Below are 14053 nucleotides of genomic sequence, written 5' to 3' on the forward strand. Positions count from 1 at the left end.
CCCATCGGCCACAAGTCAGAGTTTTTTACTGTATGTCCAGGTGGGCACGTTTGCATCGCGCGCCACCGAATAGTTTTCGGCATCACCAAGGTACTGGAACCCGCAATGGGTCAATACCCGGGCCGAGGCCGGATTGTCTTGGAACACGCTGGCGAACATGGTGGCGTTCTCCAACGGGTTTGCGTTGACCAGCGCTTCGACGGCCATCGACGCGATACCAGTGTTCCAGTACACGGGCGCGACCCAATAGCCGACCTCAGACTGGTTGCGATCCAGCCGCGTCAGCGTGATCAAACCGATCAGTTCCGGGCCGCCGTCCTTGGTGGCATCCATGACCCAGACATCCTCGTCGCGATCCTCGGCCATGGACCGGGTCACGAAGGCCTCGGTCGAGCCGGGCGGCAGCGGATGCGCAATACTGGTTGTCATGCGTGCAACGCGCTCATCACCTGCGTAGTGTTCAATGAGACCCATATCCGACCGACGCAGCGGGCGCAGGTCGAACCGCTCGGTTTCTATGACCGGCTGGTTTATAATCGTCTCAAGTTTCATGAGTTCGTTCCTCCTCCGAACAACACGTAAATCGCGGACGCAACGGTGAAACCAATTAACGTCCACATCAGATATTTGCGGCCCACACGATCTTCAACCGCAGGGGCGATCCTGCCCTGAATCAGGGACGGGATTATGCTTGCTGCGTGTGTCATCGGAGCCATTGATCAAAACTGCGTTAAAACGAGAAAGGGGACCGGCATTTTCTGCCGGTCCCCCATGAATTTTCAAACCTTATGGGTTTCGGCTTACTCTGCGGCCTCCGCCACTGGCAGGACCGAAATAAAGGTGCGGTTTTTAAGTCCCTTGTGGAACTTCACGGCGCCATCGGTGGTTGCAAAGATGGTGTGATCTTTGCCCATGCCTACGCCTTCGCCCGGCCAGAACTTGGTGCCGCGCTGACGCACGATGATGTTGCCTGCGATGGCTGCTTGGCCACCGTACAGCTTCACGCCAAGGCGGCGACCAGCTGAGTCGCGACCGTTACGGGAGGAACCGCCAGCTTTTTTATGTGCCATTCTCTCTCTCCTTAGCCTTTGGCCAGCTCTTTGGCCTGCTCAACCCACTCGGGTTTCACTTTGACCGTTTCGATAGCAGCAATCTGCTCGTCCGACAAGGCGGCCAGAGCGGCAAAGCTCTCGATACCGGCCTCAACCAGCTTCTTGGCAGCGGCAGGGCCGACACCGTTCAGCTTGGTCAGATCGTCAGCGGCAGCAGCAGCGGCGGGCGCCTCTGCTTTGGCTTCAGCTTTCTTGGCAGGCTTTTTCGCCGCCGGAGCAGCTTCGCCAGCCGGTGCCGAACCGGTTGCAGCTTTGATGCCCGACTTGTCAGCGCCCGACGACAGGATGTCGGTGATTTTGACCAGAGTCAGCTTCTGACGGTGGCCAACGGTACGCTTCGAGCTGTGCTTACGACGGCGCTTGACGAACTTGATGACTTTGTCACCTTTGACCTGTTCGATCACTTCGGCCTGTACGCCTGCGCCTTCAACGAAAGGTGCGCCAACAACCGGAGCGTCACCGCCCAGCATCAGAACATCGTTGAATTGAACTTTTTCACCTGCGTCGGCAGCCAGTTTTTCAACGCGGAGCACGTCGCCCGCCTGAACCTTGTACTGCTTGCCGCCAGTCTTGAGGACCGCAAACATGCGTCTTTCCTTTTCTAACCCGCGTTCTGTGGTCCCCTTTCGGGCGTTGTTGGCCTTGGCCACCTCGAACAGCGCGCCCTTTTCGGGCTGTGTGACGACCCTTGGGACGCGCCCTATGGGTCAATAATAACGAGACCCGGCGCGGAAAACCGGCCGGGATGCGCGCTTATCCATAGATTGCATGGGAAAGTCAACATCAAAAGCGGGCTTAAAGGTCCGACCCTTTCAGAACCAATCCGACCGCCTGACCCAGCTCGAAATAGATTGTATCGAACATCCAGTCAAAGCTTTGGAACAGGGCATCGTTGACCGCCCTGCCCGTTTCAGTTCGTGAAAATGCGATGTTCTCGCGAATTTGGGCATCGCTTAGCGGTTGATAGGCCAGCAGAAAGAACGAGTACAGCCAAGTCTGCGTCTCGTCGGTTATGCTGTCCTTTTGCGTCAACAACTGGGCTAAAAGCTCTGCGTCATCCACTTCGCCTCCCAGATCCATCCCGCGGAAAAAGTTGTAGTCGGCGCTGATCGAGTTCTGAACGTTTTCGTCGATCAAGTTGTTGATCTGGATGTACTCGTCTACCAGCTTGTAGAACTCGGTGTCTCGGTCGCCGTTCTCATAGGTGTCCTGCGCCATTTCTTCGATGGTCTCATCGGCCATTGCAATGCGGGCGGTAATCTCAAGCGAGACGATGGCCTGCCCCAGATCGCTTTCGTAAAACAGAATGGCACGGTCCAGTTCCCTTTGAGTAAGGGTCTGATCGAACACTTCCGCTACCTGACTGCGCATTCTGTCGGCATCGTAAATCCGGTCGACTTGGTTTTGGAAAACCTGCCCACCGTTATTGTCCAGAAAGGTCTCCTGAAGGGTCTGCCCCATCACGTCGCCCTCATCCTGCAGAATCTCGATGATCTCATCCAGTTGCAGGGCTTGCAGCAGGCGTTCGACCTTTTCTTCGGCCTGCAGCGGTAATGTCCACAAAACCAGTACGGCAGACGCCAAAAACAGTCGCATCAGATGTCCTGAGCCGGGTGTAGTTCGGCCATCCGTGAGGCCAGCACTTCAAACTTCATCGCCATGATTTCGTACTGGACCGCATTAAGGAGCTCATAAACCTCCTGCATAAGCGGCTGTTCCAGCGCTTCGGCATAGGCGACCACTTCGGCGTCTGAGAATTCCTGATAGGTGTATGCTGCCCCCGCTAGGGCGGATAACTGCAATGCCTGCCTCAGGCCGGTTTCGTTTTGTTTCATCATTTCACGCAGCTCATCTGCGCTCAGTTGCAGGTCGATCACGCCGGATGCGCTGGCGGCCAGTAGAAAGCGCAGCTGAATTTCTTGCAGAGCTCGTAAGGCGGTACCGCTGGAATCAATGGCAGCGTTCATGCGTTTCAGGTTCTCGACCCGCTTTGATCCGTCTTTGATCAGTCCAGCCACAATTTCCTGACCCTGTTGATCTATGACGTCGTCGTCTTTGATCATATGAGCCTCGTTTTCAGCCTCGACCAGCCTTTGGCCCAGATCCGAGGCATAGAATTCGACAGCGTGGTTCAGCGCTTCATCACTCAGCGTCTGTTCCAGAATCGCGACGGCGATTTCGTGCATATCTTCGGTATCGAAAACTTCTTCTGTCAAACGCGTCCAGTCCGAGCCGAATCCTTCGGGATCGATTCCCAGCATCCGAGGAGCCGAGGCCGAGGACAGCGATATGCTTTCCAATGCAACGTCAAAGCCGGTGGTGGTCAGAAACGCTTCAATCCGGTCACGCTCGGCGGCGAAAGATAGCACGGGCAGCATGGCAAACGCCAAAAGCAACGGGACAAAGGACAAAGTGATGCGGCGTTGGTGATAAGTCATACCCAGAAGCCTAGGTGTTTTGCGCCATGTGGCAATGGAAAATCCCGACTTGGTGAATTTAAGGAATTTTCTGCTTGCACCCCCGCGCGTTCCTCACTAAATCCCCCCCTCACAGACCCCCGCGGAGAGGTGCCGGAGTGGTCGAACGGGGCGGTCTCGAAAACCGTTGTGGGTGCAAGCCCACCCAGGGTTCGAATCCCTGTCTCTCCGCCACTATACCAATGAAAATTAGCAAATTTTCGGGTCATGGCACGTTTTCTGCTATTGGCAATGCAGTGGACCACGTGAATACCGCTTGGTCGTTCGGATAAGCGATATCTTGAAATTTTCGTCGGCGGCTTAAGGAAATACCGGGCTTTCTCTTTAAGTGATGTCACCACCCGCTATGCAGATGTAGGGGTCTTCACAACGGTGAAGTTCATGTTCGTCGATAACATCGAGTAAAAAAATATGTCGAAGGAAACCGCTTACAAACTGGTAAGCGGTAACAAACGAAAGACATTCAAATCGAAAACGACCGAGGCGTAGAAAAAGGGTTTTCCTGACTGGCCCTCGTCGCAATACAGGGTTGATCACTTTTTTTATAGGAAACTGGCTTCCAGCGCCCTGAAACCGCCGTGAAAAACGTCATTTTCGACGAACTTGTGCCAGAAGTCTGTCTGACCATCTCCGGCCTCAAACTCTGCCCACCATTCCGCGAAAGTTTCGCCTCGGTCTGTTATCGGCGAGAACTTCATTGTCGCGACATAGTTCACAAATGGAAGTGGGCCGTTTGGCAGCATGTCATAAGAGAGTGTTCGATCCGTGTGCGACAGTGACAGTAGAGTTTCCCTGATACGACCGGAGCCATCAGCGAGCGCGAAATTGCGAACGCAGCCGACCTCGCCATTGGCGCGACCTTCCTCAATTCGGCTGTCGGTTGCAGCCGGGTGCCAGTTGGGCAGCCCGTTGAAATCGCACACACGCTCCCAGACCTGTTCAACGGGAACAGCGATGATTGTTGAGGAATAGGCTCGGATCATTGTGTCGCTCCTTCTGTGACTCGCGCGCCTCGGCGCAGTTTTCCGAATTCGGCGGTCTGGGCTGCAATTGCTCGCTCAGTAGGCAGGCGCTCCATTGACGACGCACCGTAAAAGCCATGGCAATCGGGGCAGAGATCCAGGAATTTCTGCGCATCAATGGGCTCGGCCAGCGGTCCACCATGGCAAATGAAAATCAGATCATCCCGATATGATCGTGCTGCTTCTGCCCATTCGTTGTAAAGGCGTGCGCATTCTTCGATGTCTGGTGCGCTGTCCCCTGCCCCGATTGAACCTCCGGTCGTCAGGCCGAAATGCGCCACGATCACATCCGCACCTGCCTTGGCCATCTCGGCGGCGTTTTCCGCGCTGAACACATAAGGTGTCGTGAGCAGATCACGTTCATGGGCTTTGGCGATCATCTCCACTTCCATGTCATAGGACATTCCGGTCGCCTCAAGCTCACGCCGGAAACGGCCATCGATAATACCAACAGTTGGGAAGTTCTGAACGCCGGCAAAGCCCATCGTGGCCAGATCGTCCAGAAACTTTTCCATGATGCAGAAAGGATCGGTGGCGTTGACCCCGGCAAGAACCGGCACGTTTTGAACCACGGGCAGAACCTCTCGGCCCATTTCGACGACAATCTCATTGGCATTGCCGTAGGACATATAGCCCGCAAGCGACCCGCGCCCGGCCATGCGATAGCGACCCGAGTTGTAGATAACGATCAGATCGATGCCACCTGCTTCTTCGCATTTGGCGGACAGACCGGTGCCCGCGCCACCACCGACAATGACCTTGCCTGCCGCGATTTTCGCCCGAAGACGACCGAGGATTTCTGCGCGTCCTGTGACTGCCATCTCAGTTATCCTTTTTAGTGTAGATTTCGTTGAATTTGTTGATTGCGGCCTCGGCGAAAGCTGGATCATTGATATGCATGTCCAGCTCGACCAATTGCCGGTCAGCGGTTTGCTTTACTGTGCCTCTAAGCGCCTGAAACAGCGCCTCGTTTGCGGCCGGATCGTGGAAAGCACCGCCTTCGACATCCAGCGCCGATACGCCGCGCAGAGGTAACAGGAACCTCACCGGCCCTTCACAGGCGTTCAGCTTGTCACCAATCCAGGCACCGATCTGAGCGCATTCCTCTGGGGTCGAACGCATCAAGGTAACCTGCGCATTGTGATGATAGAAATTCCGGCCTTGGAATTGCGCGGGCACCGTTTCGGGTGCCCAGAAATTGGCCATGTCCAACGCGCCGCAAGAGCCCACATATGGCAGCTTGGTTCGGGCGATACTGTCCAGCCTTTCTTCGCCTGCGCTGAGCAGTCCACCCACGATTAGGTCACAAATCTCGGTTGTGGTGACGTCGATGACACCGGCCACATCGCCCTGATCGACCAGTTGCTCCATCGACCGGCCCCCGCTGCCGGTGGCATGGAAGACCAAACAGTCGTAGTTGTCGCTCAAGCCTTCGGTTATCGCTTGCACCGCAGGGGTTGTGACGCCGAACATCGACAACACCAATGCGGGGCGATCATCGGCGGCCTCTGGCACTTCGTTGGCCATCATCCCGACCAGCGCGTGGGCTGCATTACCTAGCAAACGTCGCGAAACACGGTTCAGGCCGGACACATCCGTTACTGGGTGAAACATGTTTACATCCGACGCGCCCACATAGGCAGAAACGTCACCGGATGCGAGCGTCGATACGAGGACCTTCGGTACCCCAATTGGCAAAGCCTGCATGGCTGGCGCGATAATGCCGGATCCCCCAGAACCACCCAATCCGATGACGCCGCCCAGATCATCCCGACCCAATACGAAAGCGGACAGCGCCTTGGCCATCTCGATCACCGCCTGCCCCCTGTCGTTTACGAACACAGCTGCAGGGCCGTCGGGATGGCAGGCGGCGACACTAGCTGCGGTTGCGTCCACGCCTTTTTCGCCACCTTTAGTACCGACATTAACCAACACAGTTTCCATCCCTGCCGCATCGATCAGGTCGCGCACATAGCGAAGCTCTGGCCCTTTTGTATCGGCTGTGCCGATCACGTAAGCTCTTTTTGTCATACTTCCTCCTCCCTTAGCCCGATTGTCCGGGTTCGAGGCCCAGGTGACGCTTTTGCATTGCTGCGTCATTCTCAAGGGCGTCTGCCGTCATCCGCTCGACAACTTCTCCGCCGACCATGATGGCCACGTCATCGACTGCGGCCAATGCGGCGTGCATGTTCTGTTCGACCAGCAGCACAGCGATACCTTCGCGGGCAATAAGGCCAATCAGGTCGATCACATCTGAAACGATGGCCGGGGCCAGACCTTCGGTTGGCTCATCCAGCACCACCAAGCGCGGGTTCAGCAACAAAGCCCGTCCAATCGCCAGCATCTGTTGCTCGCCGCCTGAAAGGCGGTCGCCAAGATTGCGACGACGCTCTTTCAGGCGCGGGAAAGTCTCGTAGACCCGGTCAATCGACCACGCGCCGCCTTTGCGCTCGGCAATTTTGAGGTGTTCTTCAACCGTGAGCGAGCGGAACACGCGCCGCCCCTGCGGGACATACCCGATCCCCATCTGCGCGCGCTTCTCGGGCGGCAGACCTGTCATATCCACGCCATCGAAACGGATTTCACCAGCGGAATGCGCGTTCAGGCCCATGATTGCGTTGCAGAGACTGGTCTTGCCCATGCCGTTGCGGCCCAAAATGCCCAGCGGTCGGTTGCCGAGGCTCAGTTCTACCCCGTGCAACACATGGCTTGAACCATAGCGAAGATCCAAGCCGCTGATCTGTAGCAACGCATCAGTGACCATGAGCGCCTCCGATATAGACGCGGTGAACCTCTTCGTTCCGCATGATTTCATCGGGTGAACCTTCGGCCAGCATGCGGCCGTTATACAGGACGGAAACGCTTTCCGAGGTCTGCAGGGCGATATCCATATCATGTTCGATCAGAACAACCGTCACATCCTTGGGTAAGGACATCAGCAACGCGCTGAGTTTTGGGCGTTCCGCCGGCGAAAGCCCGGCGGCCGGTTCATCCAACAAAAGGACCTTCGGGTTTTCAGCAAGCGCGATCCCGATCTCAAGCTGGCGCCTTTGCCCATGACTCAGTTCCGATGTTTCGCGGTCCAGAAACTCGGTCACACCCGCGATTTCGGCGAGACGTTCAGCCTCGGCCACACGCTTGTCACTGGCGCGCAGTGGCAGCACTTCTAGCCACCCGCCACGCACTCCGGCCACAGCCAGAAACAGAGTGTCGCGCACAGTCAGACCGTTGAACAGGTGCGCGTGCTGATACGTCCTACGCAGGCCACGTTGAATGCGTTTGTTGATCGGCTCACGTGTCACACTGTCCCCAAACAGCGTGATTGAGCCGGTTGTCGCGCTAGTGTCTCCGGTCAGAACGTTGAACAGGCTGGTCTTGCCTGCGCCGTTCGGCCCAAGGATCGCGCGACGTTCGCCGGGGCGGACGGTCAGGTCAATGTCCTGAACCGCCCAGAACCCGCCGAAGCGTTTGCCGATGCCCCGGACCTCCAGGGCATTGGCGTGGGTATGTGATTTGTTTACGGGCACGAAGGGTTATCCCGGCTGACCGGGCCCGAGGCCAAGAATGCCTCTTCTTCCTGTCCCAGCAATTGGTCGACGTCACGCACAACTTTCACAACCCGGTTGCCAAGGGTGCCGTCCTCACGTTCGTAGACTTCGGTGACAAAGTTATCGATGACCCCGTTGCGGTTCTTGTCCAGACGCATGGTGCCGCCGGTCGGGGTGGTGAAGGTCAGATCATTCAGCGCCGCACGGAAAGCCGCATGATTGTCGGACAGATTGCCATCCACCTCGTCCAGAGCCATCATCGCGGCCTTGGCGCTCATGTAATAGTGATGCGCAAAGATTGACGGGGCCGAGAACCCATCCGGGAAGGCTTCGGTGTAGCTGGCGGTAAAGGCTTTCCATTCATCGCCTTCATAGTCGCTGACCGTAGGAGTCCCAGCAGGTGCACCCACCAGCAACTTCTTGAACGGACCTTTGCTGTCGAGGATCGACTGGTCGATTGTAATCGAACCGCCGATGATCGGCTTGTCACCGCCCGCCTGACTGTACTGTGTCAGGAAGTTCACCGCATCCGCGCCGCCAAGCGCCACGAACAGCGCATCAACATCCTGCGGGATCGAGTAAACGACCGACGAGTAGTCCTTGTTGCCGATGGGAGTCCAGAATTTCTCGGGGACCTTGCCGCCTGCCTCGCAGAATTCAGTCATGAAACCCAGAACCTGCGTGTACGGGAAGGAATAGTCCTCGGCGATGATCGCAACCGATTTATAGCCCATGTCGTTGAAGGCATAGTCGCCCACACCGACCATCCATTGCGCACCGTCGCCGCCAAAGCGGTAGAAATTGTCAGACCCATCACGCAGCGTAGTGTCCTGTGCAGCTGACGAGCCATTCAGGAAGGTGACGCCGGGGTAGGATTTGGACAGATCGCGCAAGGCAAGACCTTCAGAACCGGATAGCGGACCAACGATAATGTCTACGCCATCTTGCTCGATCAGTTTGCGAGCTGCATTCACCGCACTGTCGGGGCTTGCGTCCGACGACATGGTGATGACCTCGATTTTGTTGCCGTCGACCTCTCCTCCGGTCTCCAACACCGCCAGCTCTGCACCGCGAATACCGTCTTGTCCCAACGCTGCGAAAGCGCCTTCAAGGATCGAGATAACGCCAATCTTGACGTCTTCGGCGGATGCCGGAACCGACATCGCGCAGAGCGCGAGTGCCGAAGCGGCCAGTTTGAGCTTATTCATTTCAGGTTCCTCCCTATGAGTGCTCAGATGCTTGTTTTGGTTTTGCCTGAGGGCTGCGCAGCCGCGACGCCCAGTCTTGAGCCAGTTGCTGCAGCCCGCCGGGGGCCACGATGACGATCAGCAACAACACAACGCCAATCAGAGTGTTGAACCGTTCGCGATCGATCAGATCGACGGCAAACGTGTCGAGCAGGACAAAGACGACGGCTCCGACAAATGCTCCGCCGGGGTGGCGCAGGCCACCGATGACCGAGATGATCAGGATGTCGATGATCGGCCCCAGACCAACCGAGAAAGACGAAATTCGTTCTTGGTACCAGACGTTCAGAACGCCCCCTGCCCCAGCCAACAATCCCGAGAAGGCAAAGGCAGCGACAATCGGTATCGTGACCGAAATCCCCAAAGCCAGCACACGACCGGGCGCATCGCGAACCGCTTGAATGGTTAGGCCCAGTGGGGACCGGACAAAACCATTGACCAATACCAAAGCAATTCCGGCTGTGGACAGCGAAAGGAGGTACAGAACCATCGGATCACGCAGGCTAACACCCGCAATCTCTGGCGCCCGCACGCCCGAAAAGCCGGTCCAGCCGTTAAACAGGGAATAGTTCTGTCGGGTAAAGTAGAAGAACGCCACTCCGATCGCCAAGGTGATCATGATGGCATAGATGCCGCGCGACCGGCGCGCGATCAGCCCGACCAGAGCACCGGACAAAGCCGCGAAGGTCAGCGCCATGGGAATGCTCACCCAAAACGGCAGCGGCGTTCCAACACCCACAGTGTTCGGGCCGAAATAGGCGATCGTATATCCGGCGATCCCAGCCATTGTGGCCTGTGCGAAAGACACTATGCCCAGATAGGTTGCCAGAAAGCTGAGGCTCAGAGCCATCACGCCAAGGATCAGCGACCGCGTCGCAACCTGCGTCAGCCAGAAATCGTTTAGTACCAATGGCAGGGCCAACAGAGGTATCAGGATCAGGGCTTGCCTCATAGCTCGGCCTTCCCCATCAATCCTTGCGGCCGTACCGCCAGAACCAACACCATGATCGCGAAGGTAAACACAACGCCATAGGTCGGCGCGTAGGCCAGACCGTACTGCTCGGCCAGCCCAACCAGCAAAGCACCAAGAGCCGCCCCGCCGATCGATCCCATGCCACCCACAATCACGACCACCAGCGAAGACAGCAGGAACTGCAGGTCTGTACCTGGCGCGATAGAAAGAGCGCTCGCTGCGACGACACCTGCCATCCCGGCCAGCATTCCACCTAACGCAAAGACAAGGACAAAGATGCGGTTGATCGGATATCCCATCGCACGCAGCATGTCCTGATCATCGACGCCAGCCCGGATGACTGCACCAAATCGCGTGCGTTGGATCAGGAACCAAAGTGCAATGCCGGTTGCCAGTGCAAAGCCCATCAAAGCCAGACGAATTGTGGCGTAACCGACACCCAACACCGGCAGACGGTGCCCTCCGGCCAGCGCATCGGGCAGCTCAACCTGATAGGTCAGCCCGCCCCAGTACCACAACATCAGATCCGCCATGATGATCGAGATCGCGATCGACGCGAGGGTCTGGCGGAGTTCGTCCCCCTGCATCCAACCCAACACGCCCGCCTGCACAATCGCTCCGGCCAGACCCGCCGCTAGTCCACCGCCTACAACGCCTAATCCCCATGAGCCGGTGGCCTCGACTATGCTGTACCCAACGTAGCCGCCCAAAAGAAGCAAAGCGCCATGTGCCATGTTCACCGTTCGCATCAGCCCGAAGATCAGGCTGAACCCGCTGGCGGCCAGAAAGTAGAGTGCTGCAAGCGTCAGCCCATTCAGGGTGACGATCAGAAATAAAGTCATGGTTCCTCCCGTTGACGACAATAATTGCGCAGATTTAGGAAATCGCGCGGGTTGCCTGTCAAAATACGGAAGAAAAAAGTATTAATCGTAACAATGACTTATGTGGATGCACTGGGCTTAAGTGAATTAGCGGTCGGAAAAAATAAGAAATAGTTTCTCTTTTCTGGTGTATTTTTCCTATACAGGCCTATGAACAAATTGATCCTCACCGGCACGCGGTCCTCGAATCAAACTCTGTCCGATCGGATATTCTGTCCGGCATTGTGTGGCTTGTCTGCAAGGCAGGCAGATTTGGCTTTTGTGATGCCGAGACTGGACCACAACCGCGTCATCCGTGAAAGCCGCCGACAAGGAGATTGGGCGGCGCTTTTGGCAAGTGACCCTTTCGGTTCTGAGGTGGCGATGTTCAGGCAACTATACGAACGTGGGTATCGCGGCATCACCAATTGGCCCTCTTCGATCCTGCTGGATGGGTCGCTAAAACAGTCCATGTCGACCATCCCGGCATCGCCTGAGTTTGAGTATGAATTCCTCGCGCGCGCCAAAGAGGCAGGATTTGAGACCCTAGCCTTTTTTCTATCACTTGATCAGGCCCGCTTGGCGTTGAAATCCGGCCTCTCGCAACTGGCTTTGCATCCCGGTCTGCTAGATGTCGGAAGCGCAGAAAGCGGCGCAATGGTTTTGGGGTCGCTACAGCGCCTGATCGAGACAATCAAAGCCGAAGCGGAGAATGCAACTGTTTTTGCGTACACTTCAGATTGGCACGAACAGGTCGTGCCGCTTAGCAAGCTTGATGTCGATGGGCTGGTCTGGTGCGAGGCGGAATATTGAACAAGCATGACAAGAGATTTCTGTTCGGTGCGGTCGTCGGATCGGGATTGACGGCTAAAGCGGCAGACAAAGCTGGCGCTGACTACCTCCTGGCGCTCAACGCGGGTCGGTTCAGGGTTCAGGGTGCCTCCTCCCTCACCAGTTTTTTGCCCGTACGGGCAGCCAACGACTGGGTCGTCGAATTTGCTGAACGTGAAATGCTGGGGCGTTGTAACGCTCCAATCTACGCCGGCTTTTCCGTAAGTGACCCGGCATTGGATATCACCAATCTGGTGCTGAGCGCTAAAGACCTCGGCTTTTCTGGCGTGTGCAATTTCCCGTCAACAACACTAATCGACGGACGGCTGGGGGCTCTGATCCAACGCGAGGGTCTGGGTTTGGAGCGCGAGGTCGCATTGGTTCAAGAGGCGGTCAAGGTCGGGCTTGGCGCTTTCGTTTATGTCCAAACCAATGCGCAAGCTCGAAAAATGGTCGATGCCGGTTCAACCGCGATCTGCGTGAACATTGGGTTCACCAGCGGGGATACAGGGGTCAACACACATCTGACGCTGGAAACTGCGGCAGCTCAGATAGAACGGGTCCTTGCAGGTGTGCCATCTTCGGTTGACAAGCTCTGCCACGGCGGCCCCATCACATCCCCAGAAGAAGCGCTTGCGATCACCCGCATTTGCGGCGTGCAGGGGTTTGTGGCTGGTTCGACACTCGATCGGCTTCCCGTCGAGCAAACGCTCAGCGAGGTGACAAAAGGCTTTACGTCAATTCCCAACCTGTCGCGTATCAAAGCAAATTCCGTAGACTCGGACAGCGATCTCGTTGGATCATCTTACGCGATGCAGATGATCCGTGAGGAGTTGGATGACCTCGCCTACGAGGATGTCCCCGTTTTGCTTGTTGGAGAAACCGGAACGGGAAAAAGTCGGGCAGCACAGAAGCTGCACGCAGCAGGTCCTTCGGCCAAGCGGCAGCTTGTAGTTGTGGATTGCCCTGCCCTCGAAGGTGCAGAAGGAAGCATCCACCTTCTTGGCACAGCATCAGGAGCGTTTGGGGGAATTGGCAGTCAGCGCGGTGCATTGGAACAAGCGTCAGGCAGCACAATCGTCTTTGATGAAATTGCCGCGCTGCAACTGGAACACCAGGGGAAAATCTTGAAATTCACCGATGAAAAGGTGGTTCAACGTATCGGGGATCACACGCTACGCAAGGCAGATGCAAGGATTGTCTCTACCACAACACCGAAACTGCTGGACGCGGTCGAAGCCAAAGACTTTCGGCAAGACCTTTATTATCGGATTTCCGGTCATGAGATTCACTTGCCGCCTCTGCGTGATCGTATTGATGACATCCCGGAACTGGCATTGCATATCGGAACACAAATTAGTCGCGAGACTCCAAAATTCTCAAACGCGGCGCTACGGCTTATGTTGGAACACAACTGGCCCGGCAATATGAGAGAGCTGTATTTTGCAGTCCAACGCGCGGTTCGAAAATCTGACGGATCAACAATCAAGCTGAAAGATGTCGAATTCCTGCGTCGTACTCATGCGGAAGAAACAAAGCCTCACCGGAAAGATCCAACAGGCCGTGTTTCAGTTTCCGAGCGTGACTGGATTGCCGACGCGCTGGCTCGCAATGGATTTCGTCGCGCACAGACAGCCGAAGAACTTGGGATGACAACCCGAACACTTTACAACAAAATCAAGAAACATGGGTTGCAGGGGTAGCTTGTGCCATCCCGAGTTTCTTTTCTAAAAGCAAACAAGACTTATCATCTGCCGAACTCGTTACTCTTGAGGTGACTAGTGAGATCTGCTCCTAGTGATCACCGTTTTTGGTTATGAAGGGACTACGCAATGACCGCCGGTCGATTACGCTGCATCCAAGGTGGTCAATCTTACTCAACTTAGCCTTTTCGTTCCAAGTTCTGAGCCTTAAAACCAAATGTCTTTACAACCTTGGTGTTTATTCCGCGAAAGGTTCTGGCGGCTACTGACCGGTACTCTT

15 protein-coding genes and 1 tRNA gene are annotated in these 14053 nt (G+C 56.2%); 3 read left to right on the forward strand and 13 right to left on the reverse strand.

The features are described 5' to 3' along the window. Positions 1-15: 15 nt before the first annotated feature. From ACXAGD_RS07560 to ACXAGD_RS07580, 5 genes are all read right to left on the reverse strand, one after another. Positions 16-552, reverse strand: a complete 537-nt coding sequence (locus ACXAGD_RS07560; RefSeq protein ID WP_475209367.1) for a GNAT family N-acetyltransferase — start codon at positions 550-552, stop codon at positions 16-18. A gap of 248 nt (positions 553-800) precedes the next feature. Further along, positions 801-1070, reverse strand: a complete 270-nt coding sequence (rpmA, locus tag ACXAGD_RS07565; protein WP_039535512.1) for a 50S ribosomal protein L27 — start codon at positions 1068-1070, stop codon at positions 801-803. A gap of 11 nt (positions 1071-1081) precedes the next feature. Next, a complete protein-coding gene (locus tag ACXAGD_RS07570; protein WP_475209368.1) occupies positions 1082-1699 on the reverse strand; it encodes a 50S ribosomal protein L21 in 618 nt (205 codons plus the stop codon). A 208-nt stretch (positions 1700-1907) separates the two neighbouring features. After that, positions 1908-2708, reverse strand: a complete 801-nt coding sequence (locus ACXAGD_RS07575; RefSeq protein WP_475209369.1) for a DUF2059 domain-containing protein — start codon at positions 2706-2708, stop codon at positions 1908-1910. Next, positions 2708-3550, reverse strand: a complete 843-nt coding sequence (locus ACXAGD_RS07580; protein WP_475209370.1) for a DUF2059 domain-containing protein — start codon at positions 3548-3550, stop codon at positions 2708-2710. The genes ACXAGD_RS07575 and ACXAGD_RS07580 overlap by 1 nt, the downstream gene beginning before the upstream one ends. 123 nt (positions 3551-3673) lie before the next feature. Between ACXAGD_RS07580 and ACXAGD_RS07585 the strand changes: the two genes are divergently transcribed. Further along, a tRNA-Ser gene (locus tag ACXAGD_RS07585) sits at positions 3674-3763 on the forward strand. Between the two features lie 368 nt (positions 3764-4131). Here the strand turns inward: ACXAGD_RS07585 and ACXAGD_RS07590 are convergent. Genes ACXAGD_RS07590 through ACXAGD_RS07625 form a run of 8 tightly spaced genes read right to left on the reverse strand, consistent with a single transcriptional unit; the run spans position 4132 to position 11221 of the window. Continuing rightward, positions 4132-4572 carry an SRPBCC family protein gene (locus ACXAGD_RS07590; RefSeq protein ID WP_475209371.1) on the reverse strand — a complete coding sequence of 147 codons (441 nt, stop codon included), beginning with the start codon at positions 4570-4572 and terminating at the stop codon, positions 4132-4134. After that, positions 4569-5432 (reverse strand): phosphoenolpyruvate hydrolase family protein, encoded by an 864-nt coding sequence (locus ACXAGD_RS07595; protein WP_475209373.1) that lies wholly within the window; start codon positions 5430-5432, stop codon positions 4569-4571. The genes ACXAGD_RS07590 and ACXAGD_RS07595 overlap by 4 nt, the downstream gene beginning before the upstream one ends. A 1-nt stretch (position 5433) precedes the next feature. After that, positions 5434-6642 carry a Tm-1-like ATP-binding domain-containing protein gene (locus tag ACXAGD_RS07600; RefSeq protein ID WP_475209374.1) on the reverse strand — a complete coding sequence of 403 codons (1209 nt, stop codon included), beginning with the start codon at positions 6640-6642 and terminating at the stop codon, positions 5434-5436. Positions 6643-6655: 13 nt separating this feature from the next. Then, positions 6656-7375 carry an ABC transporter ATP-binding protein gene (locus tag ACXAGD_RS07605; protein ID WP_475209375.1) on the reverse strand — a complete coding sequence of 240 codons (720 nt, stop codon included), beginning with the start codon at positions 7373-7375 and terminating at the stop codon, positions 6656-6658. Continuing rightward, positions 7365-8138 (reverse strand): ABC transporter ATP-binding protein, encoded by a 774-nt coding sequence (locus ACXAGD_RS07610; protein WP_475209377.1) that lies wholly within the window; start codon positions 8136-8138, stop codon positions 7365-7367. The genes ACXAGD_RS07605 and ACXAGD_RS07610 overlap by 11 nt, the downstream gene beginning before the upstream one ends. After that, positions 8129-9367, reverse strand: a complete 1239-nt coding sequence (locus ACXAGD_RS07615; protein ID WP_475209378.1) for an ABC transporter substrate-binding protein — start codon at positions 9365-9367, stop codon at positions 8129-8131. The genes ACXAGD_RS07610 and ACXAGD_RS07615 overlap by 10 nt, the downstream gene beginning before the upstream one ends. 13 nt (positions 9368-9380) lie before the next feature. Next, positions 9381-10358: a branched-chain amino acid ABC transporter permease gene (locus ACXAGD_RS07620; protein WP_475209379.1), complete on the reverse strand. Its 978-nt coding sequence runs from the start codon at positions 10356-10358 to the stop codon at positions 9381-9383. Next, positions 10355-11221, reverse strand: a complete 867-nt coding sequence (locus ACXAGD_RS07625) for a branched-chain amino acid ABC transporter permease (RefSeq protein WP_475209381.1) — start codon at positions 11219-11221, stop codon at positions 10355-10357. The genes ACXAGD_RS07620 and ACXAGD_RS07625 overlap by 4 nt, the downstream gene beginning before the upstream one ends. A 303-nt stretch (positions 11222-11524) precedes the next feature. On the opposite strand from ACXAGD_RS07625, the gene ACXAGD_RS07630 reads away from it, so the two are divergent. Continuing rightward, entirely contained in the window at positions 11525-12052 is a 528-nt protein-coding gene (locus ACXAGD_RS07630) for a phosphoenolpyruvate hydrolase family protein (RefSeq protein WP_475209382.1), read from the forward strand. After that, a complete protein-coding gene (locus ACXAGD_RS07635) occupies positions 12049-13773 on the forward strand; it encodes a phosphoenolpyruvate hydrolase family protein (protein ID WP_475209383.1) in 1725 nt (574 codons plus the stop codon). The genes ACXAGD_RS07630 and ACXAGD_RS07635 overlap by 4 nt, the downstream gene beginning before the upstream one ends. Positions 13774-14053: the final 280 nt, after the last annotated feature.

Source organism: Ruegeria sp. ABF4_144, from assembly GCF_056160045.1.

Excerpts from the sequence above, each read along its gene's own strand:
- ACXAGD_RS07595 (WP_475209373.1), bottom strand. The coding sequence starts at position 5,432 with ATGGCAGTCACAGGACGCGCAGAAATCCTCGGTCGTCTTCGGGCGAAA.
- ACXAGD_RS07605 (WP_475209375.1), bottom strand. The coding sequence starts at position 7,375 with ATGGTCACTGATGCGTTGCTACAGATCAGCGGCTTGGATCTTCGCTAT.
- ACXAGD_RS07560 (WP_475209367.1), bottom strand. The coding sequence starts at position 552 with ATGAAACTTGAGACGATTATAAACCAGCCGGTCATAGAAACCGAGCGG.
- ACXAGD_RS07620 (WP_475209379.1), bottom strand. The coding sequence starts at position 10,358 with ATGAGGCAAGCCCTGATCCTGATACCTCTGTTGGCCCTGCCATTGGTA.
- ACXAGD_RS07590 (WP_475209371.1), bottom strand. The coding sequence starts at position 4,572 with ATGATCCGAGCCTATTCCTCAACAATCATCGCTGTTCCCGTTGAACAG.
- ACXAGD_RS07575 (WP_475209369.1), bottom strand. The coding sequence starts at position 2,708 with ATGCGACTGTTTTTGGCGTCTGCCGTACTGGTTTTGTGGACATTACCG.
- rpmA (WP_039535512.1), bottom strand. The coding sequence starts at position 1,070 with ATGGCACATAAAAAAGCTGGCGGTTCCTCCCGTAACGGTCGCGACTCA.
- ACXAGD_RS07580 (WP_475209370.1), bottom strand. The coding sequence starts at position 3,550 with ATGACTTATCACCAACGCCGCATCACTTTGTCCTTTGTCCCGTTGCTT.
- ACXAGD_RS07570 (WP_475209368.1), bottom strand. The coding sequence starts at position 1,699 with ATGTTTGCGGTCCTCAAGACTGGCGGCAAGCAGTACAAGGTTCAGGCG.
- ACXAGD_RS07625 (WP_475209381.1), bottom strand. The coding sequence starts at position 11,221 with ATGACTTTATTTCTGATCGTCACCCTGAATGGGCTGACGCTTGCAGCA.
- ACXAGD_RS07600 (WP_475209374.1), bottom strand. The coding sequence starts at position 6,642 with ATGACAAAAAGAGCTTACGTGATCGGCACAGCCGATACAAAAGGGCCA.
- ACXAGD_RS07615 (WP_475209378.1), bottom strand. The coding sequence starts at position 9,367 with ATGAATAAGCTCAAACTGGCCGCTTCGGCACTCGCGCTCTGCGCGATG.
- ACXAGD_RS07630 (WP_475209382.1), top strand. The coding sequence starts at position 11,525 with ATGCCGAGACTGGACCACAACCGCGTCATCCGTGAAAGCCGCCGACAA.